This window comes from Edaphobacter sp. 4G125 (assembly GCF_014274685.1).
Classification (GTDB): Bacteria; Acidobacteriota; Terriglobia; order Terriglobales; family Acidobacteriaceae; genus Edaphobacter.
Genome location: NZ_CP060393.1, coordinates 1,043,732 through 1,066,165, shown reverse-complemented (window position 1 = coordinate 1,066,165; position 22,434 = coordinate 1,043,732). Strand labels below are relative to the sequence as shown.

Here is a 22,434-nt window from a genome sequence, read left to right as displayed (position 1 = left end):
CGACATGACACGCGCGAAATCATCTCGAGGGAAAGCAACGATTCCAGCGATCAAACCTGCCTTTATGAGTCCTCCAACGGATAACAACGGGGCAGCAGTTCTTACAGATCCAAACACGATCAACGCATATAAGTCTTTGTATGATGCGCTGGGAAACGCGTATTGGAAGGCGACGGATATCGATACAAAAGACACAATTCAAGCGGCGAGAGACAATATCTACGAAATTCTTACGGATCTTAACGTTGCCAAGCTTGAAGAGAACACGGAACAATTCTCGGCATTGAAACAAAAGATCGATGACAGCAATACCACGCTATCCGGCATCAAAGATAAAATCGACGATATTACGAAGGATCTCTCTACCGCAGCCAGCGTGGTCGCAGCCATCGCTAAGGTGGCCAGTATAACCTCCGTTTTAAGTTAGAAAACATGCGTTGCGATATAGTTGTAAATCAAAACTTTTGCAGGGTGTAGGATGTCAAAAGTAAGTCCATCTGAAATGGCCAAGAAGATTGGGAAAGGCCTTCTCTCCTTTCCCGTTACGCATTTCACGAAAGATTTTCAGTTCGACGAGAAACCGTATCGAGAACATATCTCGTGGCTGCTGGAACATAGGCCTTATGGCCTGTTCGCAGCGGGCGGAACGGGCGAGTTCTTCTCGCTGGCACTGAATGAGTTTTCTGCTATGGTGAAGGCGGCCGTCAATGAGACGGCGGGACGTGTTCCTGTGCTCGCAGGATGCGGGTACGGCACGGCCATCGCAAAGGAGTTTGCTCAAGCAGCAGAGGGCGCCGGAGCTGATGGAATTCTTCTTCTTCCTCCTTATCTTCTGAACTCAGAGCAGACTGGATTAGCTGCGCATGTTGAAGCGGTCTGCAACTCAACGAAGCTCGGGGTAATCGTATACAACCGCGATAACGCCATTATGGACGACGTAACCTTGGCGAAGCTCTGTGATCGTTGTCCCAATCTGGTCGGCTTCAAAGATGGATATGGCGATATTGAATTGATGACTCGCATCTATGCGCGCATGGGAGATCGACTGACCTACATTGGCGGCTTGCCAACAGCGGAGACCTTCGCGCTGCCTTACCTGGAGATGGGCGTCACCACATACTCGTCAGCGATCTTCAATTTTCTTCCAAACTTCGCGCAAGAGTTTTACGCTGCGGTCCGGCGGCGAGATCGAGACGAGGTTTACAAACGTCTTAAGGAATTTGTTCTGCCCTACATTACACTTCGTAATCGACGCAAAGGATATGCGGTTTCGATCGTAAAGGCAGGCATGAATGCGATTGGCCGTCCGGCAGGCCCGGTTCGCTCTCCGCTTGTCGATCTCAACCAGGCGGAACTTGACGACCTGAAGCAACTAATTGGGAACCGTAACTAATGACCGTTGCGCAGGAGCAACGGCCTACGCGGGTTCGTTACCTGATCGTACTGATGCTCTTCGTCGCAAGCTGCTTTAGCTACGGCGACCGCGTGATGCTGTCGATTGCAGGAATCAGTTTTTCAAAAGACCTGCATATGGACGCGGTAAAGCTGGGCTATCTCTTCTCCGGTTTCAGCTGGGCTTATGTCGTTGGCCAGTTACCAGCCGGAGGCCTGCTCGATCGGTTTGGATCCAAGCGCATCTACGGCATCAGCATTGTTGCATGGTCGGTCTGTGCAATTCTTGCAGGTTTTGCTGGCTATCTACCTGCGACTGCTGCCTTTGCCATTATCTTTGGCTTGCGCCTGGTGTCAGGGCTGGTGCAATCTCCAGTCTTCCCGGGCAATGGGCGCATCGTTGCCAGCTGGTTTCCTGCGGCGGAGCGCGGCACGGCATCGGCCATCTTTAATTCGTCACAGTATTTTTCCCTGGTTCTGTTTGCTCCTGCGCTTGGATGGATTACTCACTATTGGGGATGGAAGCAGTGCTTCTGGTTTGTGGGTATCCTCGGCATTCTGCTCAGCTTTGTGTGGCAGAGAGTTGTTCATGGCGTAAAAACGCATCCCCTCATCAATCAAAAAGAGATTAACCACATTGAGCAAGGCGGCGGACTGGTCAATATTGATCCCGGCGCGGGTACACCGCAAAAGGCACCAAAGCTGACCTGGGCCGCGGTCCGTATGTTGTTAAGCAATCGAATGCTGGTGGGCATCTACATCGGTCAGTACTGCATTACGACACTTACGTGGTTCTTTCTTACGTGGTTTCCTGTCTATCTCAGTCAGGCGCGGCACATGTCGATTACGAAGGTGGGCGTGATGGCGGCACTCCCTGCGCTATGCGGATTCGTAGGAGGCATTCTTGGGGGTGTTTTCTCCGACAAACTACTCCAAACTGGGCATTCGCTTTCGTTTGCCCGCAAGACCCCGATCGTTGCTGGAATGCTGCTCTCCGTCACGATGATTGGCTGCAATTATGTCAACACGCAATGGATGGTGATGCTGTTGATGTCACTTGCCTTCTTTGGGAAAGGATTCGGCGCATTAGGGTGGACCGTGATTGCAGACACTTCTCCTAAACCATTGATTGGCGTCAACGGCGGTTTATTCAACCTGATTGGTAATCTCGCGGGAATCACGACACCGATCATCATCGGATATATCGTCAAACGCACCGGCTCATTCCACGACGCCTTGATCTTTGTAGTCGCAACTGCATTGATGGCCATCGTTGCCTATCTGCCAATTGTGGGTGAGATCAAACGAGTGGATTTGAAGCTGCCAGAACCTGCGAATGGAAGAGCATGATGAAGGAAACTGTTCACCAATCTCCCAGAATCAAATCGATGCGTGTGATTCCGGTTGCGGGATGGGATTCCATGCTGCTGAATCTCAGCGGAGCTCATGGCCCCTGCTTTACACGGAATCTCGTAATCCTAACCGATAGTACCGGGGCAATAGGAGTAGGAGAGGTTCCGGGGGGCGAAAAGATTCGCCGGGTTCTGGAAGAGAGCCGTGCGCTGGTAGAAGGACAACCGATTGCATTTTATAAACGTGTCCTGAATAAGATGCGGGAGTGTTTTGCTGATCGTGATCAGGAAGGCCGCGGCCTGCAAACGTTTGATCTGCGAACCACGATCCACGCAGTCACTGCGATCGAATCCGCATTTCTCGATCTGCTGGGACAGTTTCTCGGTATGCCTGTTGCCGAAATGCTAGGCGAAGGACTGCAACGCTCGAGCGTTGATGTGCTTGGCTACCTCTTCTATATTGCCGACCGAAAAAAGACCAACCTTCCCTACGTGAGCGATAGCAGCAATCCAGACAACTGGTTCCGGTTGCGGCACGAAGAGGCGCTAACGACTGAGGCAGTCCTGGATCTGGCCAAAGCCGCAAAGGAGCGATACGGGTTTCGAGACTTCAAGCTGAAGGGCGGAGTGCTGCCGGGCGAGCAAGAGATCGAGACTGTTATCGCTTTAGCAGAGCACTTTCCTGAAGCGCGCATTACGCTCGATCCGAATGGAGCGTGGTCACTCGAAGAGGCGATCCGACTGTGTACAGGAAGACAGAAGGTCCTCGCCTATGCAGAAGATCCTTGCGGAGCCGAACGAGGATTCTCCGGTCGGGAGATTATGGCTGAATTTCGTCGCGCCACGGGGCTTCCGACAGCCACCAACATGATCGCTACGGACTGGCAGCAACTCCGCTATGCAGCCGAGCTGCACGCCGTGGATATTCCTCTGGCTGATCCACACTTCTGGACGATGCAGGGGGCTGTTCAGGTGGCGCAGTTCTGCCGCGAGTGGGGACTAACCTGGGGCTCGCACTCGAACAATCATTTCGATGTTTCGCTTGCCATGTTTACGCATGTGGCGGCGGCGGCTCCCGGACGCGTGACCGCAATCGATACACATTGGATATGGCAAGATGGGCAACGGCTCACGAAAGAGCCTCTGAAGATTAAAGATGGAAAGATCACTGTGCCAGAGCGCCCTGGGCTGGGGATTGAACTTGATATGGAGAAAGTGGAAGAAGCTCACAATCTCTACCTGAAGGCGGGACTTGGCGCGAGAGATGATGCAGCTGCGATGCAATTTCTGATGCCGAACTGGAAGTTCGATCCCAAACGTCCTTGTCTTTGCCGATAAGCTCCTAAGTAATGGGAGCTGGGTTGAACAGTGCAAACTCGTTGTGGAGTCCCCAGTGATCAGCGCAAGTCTGCTTGCGGCCGCTGGCCACATCCAGAATGAATTGGAAGATCGCTTCTCCCACCTGCTGAATTGTTGCTTGCCCTGTCGCGATCGTTCCTGCGTCGATATCAATTAGATCGGACCAGCGATCGGCAAGAGCTGTTCTGGAAGAAACCTTGATCACTGGCGCCATTGCCAGGCCATAAGGAGTTCCGCGACCTGTGGTGAAGACATGCATATTCATTGAAGCAGCTAGCTGAAGGGTTCCGCAGACAAAGTCACTGGCAGGAGTTGCAGCAAAAACAAGACCTTTCGAAGTCACACGTTCCCCCGGACCAAATACTCCATTGATCGGGCTCGTTCCTGATTTGGCAATCGATCCAAGCGCTTTCTCCACAATGTTTGCTAAACCGCCGCTTTTATTTCCCGGTGTAGGATTTGCACTGCGATCCGCACCTCCACGTGCGAGATAGCTGTCATACCACTGCATCTCGCGAATCAGGCCATGGGCAACTTCGGGTGAGGCCGCACGAGCGGTGAGCAAATGAATCGCATCACGCACTTCGGTGACCTCCGAGAACATTACCGTAGCTCCTGCACGAACCAGCAAATCGGCGGCATAACCTACAGCAGGATTCGCGGTAACACCGGAAAAGGCATCGCTTCCGCCGCACTGTAAACCTACGACAAGATCAGACGCCGGACGAGTCGTACGGCGACGCTGATTCAAATGCTTCAAACGAACTTCAGCCATCTTCATAATGGCTTCGACCATGTCGCCAAAGCTGTGATGCTCATCATCCTGCAGGCGCACAACATATGGCTGTGAAGATAGAACCGGCAAGGTGGCATTAGGAAGCATACGCGAGGGCTGCAACTTCTCGCAGCCCAAACTGACAACGAGAGGCTCTCCACCAAGATTCGGATTAAGGCTAAGGTTACGAAGCGTGCGAATTGGAATCTCCGCACCCGGTGCATCAATCGCAACTCCGCAACCATAGAGATGAGTGATCGCGATGACATCATCAACATTCGGATATCGCGGGAGAAGATCTGCCTTGATCTTCTTCACTGCATATTCAACCGTCGCAGAGACGCACTGCACGGTCGTGCTGATACCAAGAATATTTTTGGTCCCTACGGTTCCATCATCGTTAACGTATCCCTCAAAGGTAAAACCATCCAGACGATCCGGTGGAGACGAAACAGTTGAAGGCAGTGGGATCTGATCCAATGCTGGAGCCTCAGGCAAATTCAGGATGCCCTCATGCACCCAGCTTCCTGATGCGATCTCTTCCCGGGCGTAACCGATGGTCACGCCATAACGAATGACGGCAGCGCCCTTGGGGATCGTCACCAGTGCAACCTTATGTGCCTCTGGCACCGCTTCTCGAAGAACCAGGCCCGAAGCAAAACGGCTTCCGGCAAGAAGGCCGCCCTCATTCACCACGATGGCAACGTTATCGGAAGGATGAACCTGAATAGAACGCGGCTGGAGGTGGCTTTGCATGGCTCATCCATCTTACCGATGTAGAACAAAACCTTTCCAATGGATTGCGGCCCGGATTATCGCCAGCGCATCACTTTCAAAAGATCCTGTGATGGTTCCCACTCTCCTATGCTGGGGTACAGCAACATCGCTTTGCGAAGATCCCGTTCAGAGCCGCTGATTGCCGCCTCGATCGCAGCTCGTTCATAGGCCTTAACTGCGAGCACAAGCCCGCGCACTGCTTCCGGCAAAGATCCTGCGGGCAACGCTTCTATCTTGTCGTTGCCGATATTGCAGGCGGTCTCGATCACATCATCCGCATCGATCTCGGGCAACACGCTGCCATTCCGGGTATTCACAATCACGCGGTCCGATTTGTTGCTGCAAAGAGAATTCATCACCTGGAGAGCGATGCGGTGGTAACCGCTGGCGGCCCTGAAGGGGTCTTCTTCGGGCGCCTGCTGGTCGAAGGCCGATTGCCCTTCCCCTTCGAGCTTCATGTAGGAGCCGGAACGCAGGTTAAGGTAATCGATATATGCCTGCAGCGCACCGGGAGCATCTCCCTTAGAGAACAGATTCATCAGCCGTAATGTTAGGGACTCATTCATCTGCGCAATCTGCTCGCCGCGTGTGCTGCCCTGCCTCTTCTGATTTTCAAGCGCCCTGCGCCGTGAGTAATAGAAGAAGAGATATTCCGTTGGGATCAGCCGCAGGGCTCGAATCAACTCATGGTCGAAGAGAGGAGCCGAGTACAGCTGCGAGAGAATTGCATCATCATTCAAGACACGATCTGTCACATCCTGCCCTCGCACAACGATTCTGCGGATCCATCCGAGATGGTTTAGTCCTACATAATCACACTCCAATTCCGAAGCGGAGACCTTCAGCGCCGATTGGATGCGGTGCAACATCTCCGTAGGGGTATCGCAGATCCCGACCACGCGAGCACTGGAATGATGCATGATGGCTTGCGTGATCAGTCCAGCAGGATTGGTAAAGTTGATAATCCATGCCTTTGGCGCAAGCCTCTCCACTAACCGCGCCTGTTTAATTGCGATTGGGATAGTGCGCTGCCCCATAGCAACTCCACCGGGACCAGTTGTCTCCTGCCCAGGATAGCCACATGAAATCGATGCACATTCATCGTGTGCGCGCGTCGCGATACCGCCTACACGAACACTATTAAGAACAAACGACGCGCCATCCACGGCCTCTTCTTCCGTTTGTACCACAGTGACACGTAGCGATCCACCATTGCTACGGACGACCTCGCGGCCTAGCTCTGCAATCATCTCCACGCGTTCTGTATCGATGTCGTAGAGAACCAACTCTTCTGCATCTAGTTTTTTCGCTGACTCATCAATACCGAAAACAACCAAGGGGGTCCGAACTCCACCGCCCCCAAGAAACGCAATTTTACGCGGCATAATTTTCCTCACATACGGCTTCCGCCTCAGTACGGGTTGGAAGCGCATCCAAAGCACCGACCGCACGTGTCGAAAGCGCTCCGCAGACGCACGCCCATTCGAGGCATTGTTTGGGTGGGAGCCCCGAGAGAACAGCATCGATAAATCCCGCGTCGAACGCGTCGCCTGCCCCTGTCGTATCCACTGTTTTTACGTCTGGCGAAGCTGCTCGATGCTCCTCATTGCCGACCATCATAACCGCTCCTGCCGCTCCCATCTTTACCAAGGAACGGTGCACACCGAGACTACGACAAAGCTGCAAATAATCCGTAGGCGTTCCCGCCAGAATGACGGCCTCTTTTTCATTCGGCAAGGTAAAGTCCATCTGACGTAAGACCTCGAGATTCTGCTTATTCTGGAGCCATTCGAGATGGTGTCCCACATCAATCGATACGGTCGCCCCCTGAGACTTCAGGATGGGAACGACCATACTGCAATCAGCCGCGCTCAACGGCATCGCAAGATGGACGTGTCGCGCCGCAGAGGCTCCTTGCAGCAGAGGTTTTTCCTGGGTCAGATAACGCGAGAGGTTCTGGTTGACCCCACGATAAGTAAAGAACGAGCGATCCTGTCTAGTCGAGATACTTACCGTTACACCACTTCTCCCTTTGCTGCGACAAAGATTCGCAGCCGACACTCCAAAACTCGCAAGACGAGCCTCTACAACAGAGAACTGATCTTCACCAACGATCCCGATCAGGTTAACCTCTCTGCCTAGCCGCGAAAGCGCGCATGCCGTGGTCACAGCTCCGCCTCCAAGCTCCCAGGCGTACTGCTCCGTAAAGATCTCTTCCCCTGGATTGGGCCACGCCTCAAACCCGCTGAAGACATGGTCAAGATAGATCTCCCCGATCACTGTTACGTCGTAAATCATGCCTGCCTGAACGGCCACTCCTCTTTTTTACGTGCTTGTATCAGGTAAAACCCAACACCGGAAGCGGCGAGCACAACACCCACCGCAACATGCTTCCACTCGCTGGTTGCAATGATGTAGACCCATCCCACAAGGGCAATCGCCACAGGCAGCGGATAGAAGGGCATACGAAACAGTTCTGGATCTGACTTCGATCGCCTGCGCAGCAGTACAACAGCAATGCATTGCGCGATGCTCTGCAGCAGCGTCTGAATCACAATAAGGATCGAGATCAGCTCAGCCAGCGAAAAAATACACATCAGCGCAGAACCAATGCCCATGTAGATCAATGAGGTTGTCGGAAAGTGCCCTCGCGGATGAATACGTGCAAATACACCGGGAAATTGACCATCGACCGCCGCTGCATACGGAATACGCGAGTAGCCAAGAAGAATTGCATAGGCTGATCCCCAACTTGCCACAAGAATCAGGAGTGAAGCTAGCTTTGCCGCGTAAGATCCGTAGATCGCATGAATGAAATCCGCAACAATTGCTTTGGAGTGCATCGCCTCTCTCCACGGCAGAACACTCAGGATTGCAATATTCATTGCAAGATAGAGAGCGGCAACAAAGAGGATCGAGATTAGAACTGCTCGCGGAATATTCCGACGCGGGTTCTTGATCTCACCACCGATGTAGCAAACATTGTTATAGCCGCCGTAATCATAGGTGGCGATCAAGACCGCGGAACCTAATCCTATCCAGAATGATCGAGAGGGGTGAAACGCATGGGGAGGAAAGTCGAAGGCAAGCGCCGGATGGAAATGTGAAGCTCCAGCAAAGATGATCCAACAACAGGTCGCAACGACTGCTGTCATCACAACGACAGACAAGGTCCCGATTGAACGGATCGGGCGGTAGAGCACCACCAGATTCAGCAGGCAGAGCACTATCGCGATCATTTTGAGTTGGGGAGGGCTGAAAGGATGAAAGACGCTCGAATATTCCGCAAACCCAACCGCACCGGAAGCGATCGAGATAGGGCCAATAAGTAGTGTCTGCCAAAGAAAAAGAAATGAGATCAGACGACCTGCGCTATTGGGTCCAAACGCTTGTGACAGATAGTGATAGGAACCACCTGAATCCGGCATCCGCGAACCAAGCTCAGCCCACACCATGCCGTCACAAAGCGCAAGGACCGCACCAAATATCCAGCCCAACATTGCCTGAGGTCCACCCATCGCCGCAAGCGCTAAAGGAATAGTAAGGAAGGGACCAACGCCAACCATATTAAGCAGGTTGGCGGAGAGAGCTCCCCACAGCCCCATGCCACGTTCGAGATGTTCGGCTCGCACCGCCTGATTTGCCATAAAGCTCAGCTAGTGAATCTCAGGGTTCTTGGGCAGACTCAACATATTTGCGAAGAGCCGGAATGCTCCAGGTACTCCTAAAGGAAGCTGCCGATAAAACGCGTACGCATTGTAGATATACACACCCTTGCCATACCGGGCATAGACGAGACCGCCCTTCTGTTCAGGCTGTCCGGCATCATGAGTTTCCAGCAACGGAGTATATTTCGGATCCCACGACTGCAAAAACTTCGAGCCGCGTTCTTCAATCCAGCCATCAAAATCTTTCTCGGTGATCTTGTTCGGCCAGTTGAACACAGGATTGTTCGGCGCAAGAATCTTCACCACCGACTTCTCATCGGTCACCTCTTCCGGATCACCGCTCATGACATATGGATAAGGGCCGTAATTGTGGTCATACTCCGGCGTGTTGTATTGCACGATCACAACACCGCCTTTTTCGACATACTGCAAAAGCCTTGCATTATTCGCAATCAGATCTGGACGCACGGCATAGGCCCTTACGCCTAAAACAATGGCGTCATACTTCTGCAGGTTTCCACTTGCGAGATCCTGAGCCGAAAGATGCGTAACGTGCACGCCAATCTGTTCCAGCGCAGAGGGAACATCGTCGCCACTGCCTTCGACATAAGCGATCGACTCTCCCGGAGCCATCTTTACATCGGTGCCAACCGTGGTGTACTTGGCCGGAGCATAGAGAAAATACGGACGCAGCCCGACATACCCTACTGTCGTATAGCCTTCTCTATATTCCTTGCCACTTAGCGAGGCGACCGCAGTTACGGTATATTGGGCCCCCTCTGCTGCCTTTGGCTTTACAGAGAAAGAGACCGTCTGCTCCTCGCCTGTCTGCGTGAAATGAATGGGGATGGAATCCGGTGTGGCACTCCAGCCGGAAGGCAACGCCAGTCGCACAACAGGTTCTGCTGCACCTTGAACATTATTACGAACACGAACGCTTACGGTTGTGGATTGGCTACCTAATGGAATCACTCCAGCAGCCGGAGACAACGCAACTGAGAGTGCAGGACCCACCGGCATTGGATAACGCAAGAGACCGGGCCCATTGACTCTGCTCACTACCTGAACCACGCTTGCCAGCTGGATCGAAGTCCCTTCGTAGTTCAGCTCTGCTTCAGCCTGAAGCGGATATGGGCTGAACGGCTTATTTCGAGGAGCGTCCTTCGCCACTTCATAGAAGGCATTCTGCAATCCATCCCGCGTAAAGTAGGGGCGGGTGAACGGCTCATCCTCGGGCACCTGGACAGAGTAGGTCACCTCTACGGCCTTCGTTGCATTTACCTGCGTTGGAGCAGTAGGTCCCTTTACATCCCAATTTTTCCCTGATGTTCCCTTCAGACTCACACTGTTGATTGCCAACGAGGATACAGACGGCTGATAGAGATGCACCTTAACAGGAAATGACAATCCCGGCGTCGCCATCTGGAAGGTCGATTGAGCGCCGCGAAACATTGCCATCATGGGATCGTCCTTGCCTCCCACCGTGACATCTGCATTCAGCGAAATCTGTAGCGCTGCAACCAATGCATCGTTGAACTGCCTGTCCTTCACTCTCAGTTCATAGAGCACGTTGTCCTTGGCTGGATTAGACAATGCACTCTTTTCAACCTCACCAATGAGTACTTCTAACCTTTTCTTCCCTTGTGCAAGGTCTGGAGCAATTGCCGCCGGCTTTGCTGCCGAAAATTCTGTGATTGCCTTCTCGATCAGGCTATTGATCTCCGATAAACCACTACGAAGTGACTGCGGCGCTTGGTTTCCAGCAAGATCTGTGATCCCGGTCAGAGAGACATCCACGCCATCGAAGAAACTCTCTTCCGTGGGCTTTGAATCAATCGTTGAACCAAACCGGTGATAGTCGCTCATCAGCGAGCCGGACAAAGGAACATTGGGCCCTCCATTTTGCGATCGCTGAAAACCTAACCCTTCGTGAGATATCTGCGTATACGTCTGCCCAATAACAGTATCGAAGGTTCCAGATGGAACGCTGACCGTTACCGAAGGCTTGCCTGGTTCCCACTTCCCCGTAATGTGGTTCGTAACTCCTACAGGCCCCCAGGTATGGTTCGCATAGTCATACATTCCCTTCTCTGACACGCGAAAGAACGGAACACGAGCATAAGTCTTTACCGGAGACCAGGGAAGCAATCCCTCCTTGATCTGCTCAGGAAACATCTTCGGGTCCCCTGCTGCCTTGAAAACTTCTTGAGCCATCAAACCCGCGGTTGCATGTTGACCATGACCATCCGTAGGGCCACCAACAAAGACGGAACACACGATCAAGGGCCGCACTGTGCGAACTACACGTACAGCCTGTTCAAGAACTCGATCATGCCCCCACTGCCCCAAAGCTTCATTTAGAGACTTTGAGAAACCATAATCGGCCATTGAGGTGAAGTACTGCGCATCGAGTCCGTAGTATCGATCTGCTTGCAACAGCTCCTCCGTCCGCACCAGACCGAGGGCATCCCAATAATCCGACGACATGACATTCGCACCACCCTCACCACGATCCAATGTTAATAAGCTCACGCGCGCGCCGACACCGCGACTCTCATAAGCGAGCGTAGCGCCATCCTCATCATCTGGATGCGCCACAATCATAAGAAGGCTGGCTCTGGTATGCAGACGCTTCAATGCCTGCCATGTCGCCGCCGCACCCTGATCAGGAGCAATCGCCTCTGCATCGACATGCGGTTTAACTTCAGCCGCGTAGAGCATCGCTCCCGAGGAAAGCGCCGGAATAAGTACGGCGCAGATCAGCCTTCTAAAAATATTCATCAAAAGAGCCTTTCTGTCTTGTTCGTTCCGCGATGAAGATCAGAAATAGAATTTTGCAGCCATCTGGATCTGACGAGCACTATTCAAGACACTGCTCACCTTGCCAAAAGGACCCGGGTTCGCGAGGCCAATAAAGTTTGCTGAAGGATTCGCGAGATTAGCATGATTGAGTGCATTGAAGAACTCGAACCGAAGTTCGAGTTTACGGATGTCGGTAAACTCGAACTGTTTAAAGAGACTCAGGTCTTCGTTGTGACGCCCCGGGCCCGCGTAAGGGCGAGGCTTGCAAGTGCCGAATTGGCCGATTCCCGGCTGAGAAAATGCAACAGGATTAATGTATCGTCCGGTTGCTGACTGGTTCGTAATTATCGAGCGATCCTTCGTCGCACCGGCAAAAGCATCACCAATGCAATTGGCATACATGGCGTGATTGCCGCCCGTTTGAGTAAGATCGATCGCCGTAATCAGGAAGGGATTTCCCGCTTCCATCGTAACGATTGCATTGAGCTGCCAGCCACCAACCAGCTTTGAGGTCATCGAATCGTTGTTGAGCACCATGCCACCCCTACCGATAGGGAGCTTGTATTGCGCACTCGCGACAAAGCGGTGTCGCTGATCGAATGGCGAATTGGAGTATTCGTGCTGACGGTCATAAGCATTCTGTGGTGTCGAAGTTGCCGTCAGGTTATCCGCGTAATCGGAGAAATTATGCGCATAGGTATAGCTGAATTGATAGGCAAGTCCATGACTCATCGATTTGCGTAAGCTCATGACTAAGCCGTTGTAATTGGTATTCCCATCGTTGGTCGCAAGCTCCAGGAAAGCATGAGCACTACCGTTGTTAAGATTCGCATATGGAAAAACTACATTCGGTGTGGCACCAGTAAAGCCAGTGATCAACCCTTGGTTGGCGTTGCGAAGGCGGTTCATCTTGTGTCCCAGGTTGCCAACGTAAACAGCTTCAAGCACCGTCGTCGGAGAAATCTGGAATTGTGGACCAAAACTGAACTGCTGCACATAGCTTGTGCGTTGATTGGGGTCCTGCCAGTTGGTCTTCTGAATATAGAGCGGTGGGTTCGAATTCGCATAAGTCGCACCAGGGAACCCGTTTTGCAGATAGAAAATAGGCGTCGTCACGTTAGGGGTGTAACTTGTCCTTGAATCGTTAACAAACTTCATGAACGGTTGGTTCTGACCTAGCTGAGACTCAGAGCCTATACGATTAACATATTGATAGAAAACGCCATAACCACCACGTAGTACGATACGGTCCGTTGCTTGATAGCTGAAACCAAAACGAGGAGCGAAGTTGTTCTTGTCTGGATGTATCAGTGAACGCTGATACCAATCTCCACTTGAGGCAACCGTCAACCCACCGCCGTTTGTAGTATTGAAATTCGCAAGTGAATTTGTACGATTCAACCAGGGCGAAAACAATTCATATCGCGTGCCATAGTTCACGGTCAACCGCTTGTTCAAGCGCCACGTATCCTGCGCGTAGAATGAGTTGCCCAGAAGATAGTTATGCACCACAATCGCGCTGTTGAAATAGGTCTGGTTTACATTGCCTAACAGAAAATCCGGATATCCAAAACCATTCGTGTTCGTAAATAATCCCGAGAATCCCATGAAACCCTGCGGAGCAGCCAGGTCAAGGAAATTCACTGTATTACTGTGAAACTCGTATCCGAACATCAGACTGTGCGTTCCGACAAGCTTCGTAAAGCTTTCCAAAACCTGCCACACCTGAGCAGCCTGAAACTGTGGCCGGTACAGGTCCACACCCACTCGCCGGAAACCTGAAACGTCAATAGGGGGTAACCCTGCGGAATATGGCGTTGCGGGAATGCCCGTCAGCCCTACCTGCCCGGCTGCCGATGATCCAAGAGTGACGCCAATGGGATTACTGTGCGCGCTATCCCTACTCCAACCGAAACGAAGCTGATTGACTGCGGTAGACGAAAGAATTGTCGTCAAACCTAAAGCCAGTCCCTGATTGCGAATGTTATAGTCCGTCGCAAAACCACCATTACCAATTGTGAAGTTCGAGGTCCACGGAGGATCTTGGCGATGCTGGTTGAGAAAACTATAGCGACCGAAGATTGTGTTCTTATCATTCAGCTTGTCATCGATACGGGTATCGAATGAATTGACCTGTTGTGGAAGTTGATATGTGAAGACATAGTTATTCGAGCCGTCCCAGGCACCGTTAGCCGATTGAATGTTGTTCGGATCTGGTAAAAGCGCGGCGATCTTTGCTGCTACTGGATCGATGCAACTAGGTTTGATGACTTTATCTACTATGCAACCCGTCTGGTTCGGAAGCAGGGCTATTGGGTTGTAATTTGTCACTTCAGATAGGTCGCCCTGCTTCATCTTCGCGGATGGCACAACAGAATTCACTGTAGTCTGCTGCGTGCTACGCAAACCTTGATAATCCCCGAAGAAGAAGAGTCGGTCATGGAGAATAGGGCCGCCGATTGTGCCGCCAAACTGGTTCTGGCTGAAATTACCCTTGGGCAACTTCGGTGTCACATGATTGTTCGCCCAACTGTTCGCATCAAAGACACTATTGCGTGCATATTCCCACGCACTACCGTGAAACTGATTCGTACCGCTCTTGGTAGAAGCATTGACAACCGCACCTGCGGAAGTTCCAAACTCTGTCGAGTAGGTACGAGTCTGGAGACGGAATTCCTGAATCGCATCCGGCGGAGGCTGCACATTCTGCACTGAGCCTTCTTGCAAGTTTGTCGAACCGGAGTTGTTATCCACACCATCCAACGCAAAGTAGTTTTGCGTCTCGAGATTTCCGTTCGAACTAAAGCGATCAGGGGCTGGATTGGCAACGGCAAGATTCTTAAAGATGCCAGGTTCCAGCAACGCCAAATCAGCATAACGTCGTGCATTCAACGGGAGATCGTTGATCTGTGTTGTTCCCACGACATTTCCCACATCCGCCGACTGCGTCTGAAGCGTCACCGCGGCGGCATTTACCTCTACCGTATCCGTCGCGCCAGCCTTCATCTCAAAATCTACCTGGGCCCGCGTCTTTACGTGGACCTCGACAGATGGGTTCTTTGCCGTGCCAAATCCCGTAGCTGTTGCTTCAACAGAATATGTTCCCGGGATAAGGGCCAGCGCCTGATAGGTTCCATCCTGGTTGGTCTGCAACGCTGTCGTCACTCCGGTTGCAATATTGCGAATCGTCATCTTCGCACCAGGAATCACAGCTCCGCTGGCATCCCGTACCGTGCCAGTAATCGAACCATTATCAAATTGCGCATAGGCGCTCAATGCGGAGAAGATCAGTATCCCCATCAAGACCATGCGTGTTGCAATCCACCTGCTGAACCTCTGTCCTCGAACGACTCTGGGAAGCACAACGACCGGCTTTGCCATCTGCTCGTCTCCTGAACGGACTCTCTTTGCGGGACCGGATGCAATGGTCACGCCATCCTGAATACCGTATTTATCGGTATCGTTATCGGTAACGGGATTATCCGGAACATTAGATGGCCCCGGACACCCGTGTCAACAATTTTTAATTTTTTATTTCTTAATCTTCTTCCGGGCAGACATGCCCTTCATCATCGACAGGTGATGTCTGTATTCTTTTGGGCCCGGCAAACCTTGCGATCCGCCCGGCTGAGAGGCCGACAGACTTGCGCAGATATTTCCCGCTCGTAAACACTCATCCCAGTCTCCCCCATGGAGAAAAGCATGAAGAAACCCTCCATCAAAGGCGTCACCATCGCCAGTTGCGTCCACAATGGCAATCGGCAAAGCCTGTTGACGATAGAGTTTACCATCTGCCATCAGCATGGCGCCTCGCCTACCAAGTTTGACGACAGGAATCCTCACCCACTCCTGCAATTTTTCCAGCGCACGCACAGCATCGCGTGTTCCCGTAATCGCCTTGGCTTCGTGTTCGTTAGGAAAGATAAATTCGCAATGTTTCACGATGGAATGAAGCTGAACTGGCGAAAGATCGGGATTCCATCCAAAATTTGCCGAGACGGTAATTCCACTTTCTTTCAGGCCTTTTAAAACCGGGATCCACCTTCTCGGGTGCCGCAAAGCACAAGCAAAGTGAACGTGTCTGGAACGATGCAATTTTTCAAGGACCAGCTTCTGAGAAAGCAACTCTTCCAAATTCTGATTGATGGGGTCATGCGTCACCATCATGCGGTTGGACTGATATGCGATGGAAGCCGTTAGAGCTGTCGCCTGGTCCTTCCGCACCTCACAAGCGGTAACATCCAGTCCCTCTTTCAGAATCTCATTCCACGTTGGAAGTACGCTGGCGTCTGCGCCCACACGGGTGATGATGCCGGTCGTGCTTCCCAGTCGACTGGCTGCAATAGCCGACGTGGCCAGCCCTCCCCCCGGAGCGATCAAAAAACAATCGGTCTTAACTTCTTCGCCAAACCGCGGCTGGTTCCGGAGCTGATAAAAGATCATGTCCGAAAAGAACTCTCCGAACACCACCAGATCGAACAATCGAACATTCGTTCGCGCCATCTTCCGTATCCTCTTCTCCTGCCGAAAACAGACTCGGCATCAGCCATCTATCTTTTGCGTGGACTCTCGCTGCACCAGCTTCGGCAAAAGAGTTATGCCACGGAGGTTCATCTCTCCCTTACTTCCAATGCGCTTGAGTGCCAAACGCGCCACCCGGCGGCCCGCTTCCTCATATGCCAGGTCTATGCTAGTGAGCGCAACTCCCGTCTCACACACATCACGCTGATTTCCGCAGCCAATCACCTGAACCTGCCGAGGTACTTCCATCCCGGCAGCGATCAATGCATCGCGTGCTCCTGCAGCAAGCCAATCGGTATACGCCACCACTCCATCAGGACGCCCTTTGGCAGTAATAAGCCTGCGCAACGCCTCAAATCCGCTGCGATACTCTTTTTCGCAGGGAAGGATCTCCAGAATCCAATCCTGTCGAACAGAAACAGCTGCACTTCGCATCGCCTCGAGAAATCCTGCAAAGCGCTGGTCCGCAATCGCCGTACGCGGACCACGTAGATAAGCAATGCGGCGACATCGACGTTCCAGCAGATGCTCCGCTGCGATCTGGCCCACAGCGTTTTCTCGCAAACCAACATTCGGGCCAGGGATTCGCGGAGGGCATGGGCCAACATAGACCACGGGTACCGTCGTTGTCTTTAGAATTGGTGGGACATCGGATGCATCGCTTCTCGGATAGAAGATCAAGGCATCGACCTGCCGCGAAAGATGCAACTCCGCTTCCTTCTCTTCCGCCTCTCCATCGCCATCTGCAGACGAGATCACCAAGCCATAATTTGCAGAACGAAAGACCTCATTCATCCCGCGCGCAATCATCGCCACAGCAGGATCCGCGAGACTGGGGACAACCATGCCTATGCTGTAGGTTTGCCCGGTACGAAGTCCGCGGGCCGAGATATTCGGGCGATAATTCAGCTCCTTCATGCGCTTCAGAACACGTGCCTTCGTCTCAGCACTCACGTCCGTCTGACCGCGCAGAACCTTGGAGATGGTCATCTTCGAGAGATTGAGATCATCCGCGATGTCCTGAAGACGAATAGCCATAAGGTGCGTTTCTTCTCGTAGAGCCTTTGCTGGCCCGGGTTCCCCAAAAAGGATTCTTTGACGGTACAGGTCTTGCCTTTATAAAACAATTCCAGACACCACGGAAGATGTCGGGAGTTCCTCCCCTGAAATCCTCCAGTTCCGCACAAGATGAGTCCAGATGAAGCCTATAGAGAATTTCCCTGCCGTTACGAACGCCATCTCCTATCCAAAGGCCCACACAGTCGACCAGGTAGACAGCTATTTCGGTGTCAAAGTTTCCGATCCCTACCGCTGGATGGAGGATCTCGATTCCGCTGAGGTAAAGAAATGGATCGATCAGGAGAACCAGCTTACGCGCAGCATCCTCGACCGCATTCCTGCGCGCGAAACGATTCACAAGAGACTCCTGGATTTGATCAATTTCGAGCGCTACACACCGCCGGTGCGCCGCGGCACACGCTATTTCTACTCCTACAACTCCGGCCTACAGAACCAGAACACTATTTATTGGACCGAAGGATTAGACGGAGAGCCGAACGTTCTTCTCGATCCCAATCAGATGTCCACCGACGGCACTGTCGCCATCAGTGGACTCAGCATCTCCGACGATGGGCATCTCGCTGCTTACTCCATCGCCGATGCCGGCTCCGACTGGGTCAAGTGGTACGTCCGCGATGTCGCAACCGGCAAAGACCTGCCGGATGTAATCGAGTGGTCAAAGTTCAGCTCGGCCTCGTGGCTTAAAGACGGCTCCGGTTTTTTTTACGAGGGATACGATCCTCCGGAAGGTGATGTCCTTAAGTCAGCAAACTATTTTCACAAGGTCTTCTTCCATAAGCTTGGAACGCCACAAAGCGAAGATCAGCTCATCTTCCATCGGCCTGACGATAAGGAGATGACCGTTGGTACTGCAGTCACTGACGATGGCCGATACCTCATCCTCTATCAGAGCAAAGGATCGAGTCCAAATAACCAGCTCTCCGTCAAAGACCTTGAACAGCCCGATTCTCCTATCCTCGAGATCGCCTCGACCGCAGATGCTCTCTATGCCCCAATTGATAATGATGGCACCCGATTCTGGATCCATTCCACTCTGGATGCACCAAATGGCCGTGTCATTGAAGTTGATCTCGCGCGACCGGATCGCGAACATTGGAAGACCGTAATCCCCGAAAGCCAACATAACCTCGACAGCGTCAGCATGATCGACAACACCCTGATTGCAAATTATCTTGCCGATGCACAGAGTGTGGTCGAACTCTACACCCCGGAAGGCGTTCGGATCGATCAGCTTGAACTGCCCGCAATCGGCACAGCAGCGGGCTTTGCAGGAAAACGAACCGAGACCGAGACGTTCTTTCAGTTCACCAATTTCACAACTCCGGCTACGATCTATCGCCTCGACATGAAGACCCGCCGCTCTACCGTTTACCGTCAGCCGAAATTGAAATTTGATCCTTCGCAATACGAAACTCGACAGGTCTTCTACACCAGCAAAGATGGCACGCGCGTGCCCATGTTTCTCAGCCATAAAAAAGACCTGCAGCTTAGCGGCAATAACCCCACGCTTCTTTATGGCTATGGCGGGTTCAACGTCTCTCTTCGTCCCGAGTTCTCCTCGAGTAACCTGCTGTGGATGGAGATGGGAGGCATCTATGCCCAGCCCAGCCTGCGTGGCGGGGGTGAATATGGCGAGGCCTGGCACCAGGCAGGCACAAAACTTAACAAGCAAAACGTGTTTGACGACTTTATCGCTGCGGCTGAATGGCTAATCGCTAATCAGTACACTGCCCCAGCAAAGCTCGCCATTTCTGGCGGAAGCAATGGCGGGCTACTTGTCGCCGCATGCGAGATTCAACGTCCCGATCTCTTTGCCGCAACGCTTCCTTCTGTGGGAGTCATGGACATGCTTCGCTTCGACAAGTTCACCATCGGCTGGGCCTGGAAGACCGACTATGGCGCACCGAGTGAAGATGAAAGCGAGTTTCAAGCAATCTACCGCTACTCTCCACTCCACAACCTCAAGCCCGGCGTTGCTTATCCTGCAACTCTCATCTCCACGGCAGATCACGACGATCGCGTCTTCCCTGCGCACAGCTTTAAATTCGCCGCCGCCATGCAGGCAGCACAGTCCGGCCCGAAGCCTATTCTGATTCGTATCGAAACCCGTGCTGGCCATGGTGCCGGAACACCCCTTACAAAACGAGTCGATCTGGTCGCTGATCAGTTCGCATTTCTTTACCAGCAACTTAGGATGAACGACTGAGCTGGAAAACGTCGCAAACAGGTTCACTTTGAATTGTTAAATAGACAAACGATTTTGCATCGCAGTACTCTCTGAAGCCTCTAATAGGAGGGAGGGGCTTTATGAAACTGGGCGCTATCGTTCTGCTCTCGTTAGTACTTAGCCCTGTCTTTGCTTTGGCTGGACAAAAAACGACTGAGACACGCACACGCACTCAAACGGCGCACGATCGGTCACCCAAGATCCATCAACGGGCTCCGCAGCCACATCGCCGCTAGCAAAGACGCCTTACTACACGCCTTTCGCAAGACGAAGAAAAGTTGCCAGCTTCTCAGGATCTTTTCGTCCCGGAGACATCTCTACCCCACTCGCTACATCCACTCCCCAGGGATGCAACTCTTGAATTGCTTCCCTCACGTTTTCAGGGCGTAATCCACCCGCAATAATCACCTTGAGCTGATCGGCAAACTCATCCAGGACAGCGCGAGCCGCCTTCCAGTCGAACGCGACCCCTGTCCCTCCTCCCGCGCTCCCCACTCGTGAGTCGATAAGGACACGATCGACCATGTTCGTTGCGGCAATCTGCCGCAGCTCTGCGCGCATCTGTGTGCTGCTGTCCGAACCTACCACCCAATGCAACGTCTGAATAATGCCGATCTCATTCCCCAGCAAGCCTCTCACTTGCGTTACAAGACGCGGATCAAAATCGCCATGGAGTTGAACACCATTAAGACCCGCTGCCCCGATGATCTCTGCAATTTGCGCTGCATCGTGGCCATAAACCACACCAACCCGTTCAATATGGGTAGGCAGATGCGAGGTGATCGCTTTCACCTGCTCCGGGGTAACACGACGTTTGCTCTCTGCAAAGACAAAACCCAGCGCATCAGCTCCCAATTCCGCCGCAAGCTTCGCATCCTCAAGATTCGTGTTGCCACAGATTTTGACCCACATCATCGCAGCGCTCGTTCGGCATAAGAGTGCCCGAGCAACGCTGCCAGTGCGCTTCCGGGATCTGGCTGTCGCATCAGCGTCTCGCCCATCAAAAATGCGTCATAACCGGCATCTCGGAGTTCAGCAATCTCCTCCGCGCTGCGCAAGCCACTCTCTGCGACTTTAACTGCATTCGCAGGCATCGCCTTCACTAGATCGAACAATAATTCCGGATGCATCTCGAAGGTGCGAAGGTCGCGACTGTTCACTCCGATGACATCGAACTCCATCCCAACTGCACGCTTCAGTTCCTCTGCCGAGTGAACCTCGCAGAGCACATCCAGCGCCAGGCTTTGGGCCTCTTTTCGCAGTTGCTCCAACATCGCATCAGTATGCGCAGCAACAATCAAGAGGATCGCGTCGGCTCCAGCGGCTCGCGCCTCAACAACCTGGAAAGAATCGACCATAAAATCCTTCCTCAGGCACGGTATCTGCACACTGCCGGAAGCAGCTTCCAGGGCCTCTAACGAGCCCTGAAAAAACTTTTCGTCGGTTAAAACAGAGAGTGCCGCGGCCCCCGCTGCTTCAAAACCCTTCGCCAGGGTTGGCGGATCAAAATCCGCTCGAATCAATCCCTTGGAAGGTGAAGCTTTTTTTATCTCCGAGATGATCGCCGGGCGGCTCACGCTTACCTTACGCAGACGATTCGCAAATCCGCGCGGAGTGTGTGCCAACGCCTTCTTCTCCAACGCGGCGAGGTTCGTTGTTGCTTTGCGCTCCTTGACCACAGCGGAGGTATGAGCAAGTATCTCGTCCAGTCGAGTCGGCATATCTCTCATTCTAAGTGCTGAAGATTTCATAGACAGGCAGAAACAAAAAAGAAGCGCCGTAGCGCTCCTTTTACTCAATCCTCAAAAAATCTTTGGTGCCGAAGGGGGGACTCGAACCCGCAGACAGCGCGATATTCGCAGTATTCTGCGCCGCCTGCGGTTGTTTTTTGTAACGAAGTCATCAACTGACTGAATTATCTGCCCTCTAACTGCCCAGAGATTTTTTCTAATTCACCACTTCTATGAGCATAGTCGAGGAAGGCTAATCGCAGCATTGCGGATCGCGGGAGACCCCGTTTAGCCGCCAATTTATCTAGTAGGCGCATCTCCGCATCTGTAAGCCGGACCGCCGCCTGATTGTCTCTTTTCTTAGTCACTCACATCTTTTTACAGTAACCCCCTCTGGTTATTGACAAAAGTCAGACATTCGATACCATTCGTAACTAACAGTTACTAACTGATACTTTATCTATCTTTTCCCTGAAGGAATCCATGTAGTGAAATCTGCCTTTTTCTCCTATGTAGAGCAAGCCCCCATCACCAGCAAGCCCTTTCTATTGAGTCCACTAAAGCAATCAGAGGGAGGAAAATACCTTCACGGAGTGGCGTTTTCAGAAATTCGTGCAATATACAAAAACTCGTTGTATGCGAGCGACTTATCTGCAAGAATTACATCAACAAATAAGCGAGACGCAAGTTTGACACTTATTTGTCGTAGAATAGTCGCTGACAGCCGAAACATTAGGCTTGTCTCGGGCCT

General features: G+C 52.4%; 17 protein-coding genes. 6 read left to right on the top strand and 11 right to left on the bottom strand.

Translation table 11 applies throughout. The features are described from left to right. Positions 1 to 4 precede the first annotated feature (4 nt). The 4 genes from H7846_RS04430 to H7846_RS04415 all read left to right on the top strand — a co-directional run bounded on the left by H7846_RS04430 (position 5) and on the right by H7846_RS04415 (position 4,082). Complete coding sequence (locus H7846_RS04430; protein WP_186695316.1) at positions 5 to 427, top strand: hypothetical protein; 423 nt, start codon at positions 5 to 7, stop codon at positions 425 to 427. 75 nt (positions 428 to 502) lie between these two features. Beyond that, positions 503 to 1,393: a 5-dehydro-4-deoxyglucarate dehydratase gene (gene kdgD / locus H7846_RS04425; protein ID WP_255460834.1), complete on the top strand. Its 891-nt coding sequence runs from the start codon at positions 503 to 505 to the stop codon at positions 1,391 to 1,393. Further along, a complete protein-coding gene (locus tag H7846_RS04420) occupies positions 1,393 to 2,742 on the top strand; it encodes an MFS transporter (protein WP_186695314.1) in 1,350 nt (449 codons plus the stop codon). The genes kdgD and H7846_RS04420 overlap by 1 nt, the downstream gene beginning before the upstream one ends. Continuing rightward, positions 2,739 to 4,082, top strand: coding sequence for an enolase C-terminal domain-like protein (locus tag H7846_RS04415; RefSeq protein WP_186695313.1), 1,344 nt, complete (start codon positions 2,739 to 2,741; stop codon positions 4,080 to 4,082). Before H7846_RS04420 ends, H7846_RS04415 begins: the two co-directional genes overlap by 4 nt. A 4-nt stretch (positions 4,083 to 4,086) precedes the next feature. Here H7846_RS04415 and garD read toward each other — a convergent pair whose 3' ends face one another. From garD to H7846_RS04375, 8 genes are all read right to left on the bottom strand, one after another. Beyond that, positions 4,087 to 5,634, bottom strand: a complete 1,548-nt coding sequence (garD, locus tag H7846_RS04410) for a galactarate dehydratase (protein ID WP_186695312.1) — start codon at positions 5,632 to 5,634, stop codon at positions 4,087 to 4,089. 56 nt (positions 5,635 to 5,690) lie between these two features. Continuing rightward, positions 5,691 to 7,040 (bottom strand): family 4 glycosyl hydrolase, encoded by a 1,350-nt coding sequence (locus tag H7846_RS04405; RefSeq protein WP_186695311.1) that lies wholly within the window; start codon positions 7,038 to 7,040, stop codon positions 5,691 to 5,693. Further along, positions 7,030 to 7,971: a carbohydrate kinase family protein gene (locus tag H7846_RS04400; RefSeq protein WP_186695310.1), complete on the bottom strand. Its 942-nt coding sequence runs from the start codon at positions 7,969 to 7,971 to the stop codon at positions 7,030 to 7,032. Before H7846_RS04400 ends, H7846_RS04405 begins: the two co-directional genes overlap by 11 nt. Then, positions 7,950 to 9,302 carry an APC family permease gene (locus H7846_RS04395; RefSeq protein ID WP_186695309.1) on the bottom strand — a complete coding sequence of 451 codons (1,353 nt, stop codon included), beginning with the start codon at positions 9,300 to 9,302 and terminating at the stop codon, positions 7,950 to 7,952. The genes H7846_RS04400 and H7846_RS04395 overlap by 22 nt, the downstream gene beginning before the upstream one ends. A 9-nt stretch (positions 9,303 to 9,311) precedes the next feature. Beyond that, entirely contained in the window at positions 9,312 to 12,104 is a 2,793-nt protein-coding gene (locus tag H7846_RS04390) for a PIG-L family deacetylase (RefSeq protein WP_186695308.1), read from the bottom strand. Positions 12,105 to 12,143: 39 nt separating this feature from the next. Next, positions 12,144 to 15,506 carry a TonB-dependent receptor gene (locus H7846_RS04385; RefSeq protein ID WP_186695307.1) on the bottom strand — a complete coding sequence of 1,121 codons (3,363 nt, stop codon included), beginning with the start codon at positions 15,504 to 15,506 and terminating at the stop codon, positions 12,144 to 12,146. A 150-nt stretch (positions 15,507 to 15,656) separates the two neighbouring features. Continuing rightward, positions 15,657 to 16,628 (bottom strand): carbohydrate kinase family protein, encoded by a 972-nt coding sequence (locus tag H7846_RS04380; RefSeq protein WP_186695306.1) that lies wholly within the window; start codon positions 16,626 to 16,628, stop codon positions 15,657 to 15,659. Positions 16,629 to 16,667: 39 nt separating this feature from the next. Further along, positions 16,668 to 17,684, bottom strand: coding sequence for a LacI family DNA-binding transcriptional regulator (locus H7846_RS04375; protein WP_186695305.1), 1,017 nt, complete (start codon positions 17,682 to 17,684; stop codon positions 16,668 to 16,670). 160 nt (positions 17,685 to 17,844) lie between these two features. On the opposite strand from H7846_RS04375, the gene H7846_RS04370 reads away from it, so the two are divergent. Beyond that, positions 17,845 to 19,932 (top strand): prolyl oligopeptidase family serine peptidase, encoded by a 2,088-nt coding sequence (locus H7846_RS04370; protein WP_186695304.1) that lies wholly within the window; start codon positions 17,845 to 17,847, stop codon positions 19,930 to 19,932. 101 nt (positions 19,933 to 20,033) lie between these two features. Then, positions 20,034 to 20,189, top strand: coding sequence for a hypothetical protein (locus H7846_RS04365; protein ID WP_186695303.1), 156 nt, complete (start codon positions 20,034 to 20,036; stop codon positions 20,187 to 20,189). A 13-nt stretch (positions 20,190 to 20,202) separates the two neighbouring features. Here the strand turns inward: H7846_RS04365 and H7846_RS04360 are convergent, their stop codons facing one another. The 3 genes from H7846_RS04360 to H7846_RS18100 all read right to left on the bottom strand — a co-directional run bounded on the left by H7846_RS04360 (position 20,203) and on the right by H7846_RS18100 (position 22,051). Further along, positions 20,203 to 20,868, bottom strand: a complete 666-nt coding sequence (locus H7846_RS04360; RefSeq protein ID WP_255460833.1) for a phosphoribosylanthranilate isomerase — start codon at positions 20,866 to 20,868, stop codon at positions 20,203 to 20,205. Beyond that, the gene (gene trpC, locus H7846_RS04355; RefSeq protein WP_186695302.1) at positions 20,865 to 21,674 is read right to left on the bottom strand and encodes an indole-3-glycerol phosphate synthase TrpC; all 810 of its coding nucleotides are present in this window, start codon (positions 21,672 to 21,674) and stop codon (positions 20,865 to 20,867) included. The genes H7846_RS04360 and trpC overlap by 4 nt, the downstream gene beginning before the upstream one ends. Before the next feature lie 194 nt (positions 21,675 to 21,868). Then, positions 21,869 to 22,051 carry a ribbon-helix-helix domain-containing protein gene (locus tag H7846_RS18100; protein WP_186695301.1) on the bottom strand — a complete coding sequence of 61 codons (183 nt, stop codon included), beginning with the start codon at positions 22,049 to 22,051 and terminating at the stop codon, positions 21,869 to 21,871. Positions 22,052 to 22,434 lie beyond the last annotated feature (383 nt).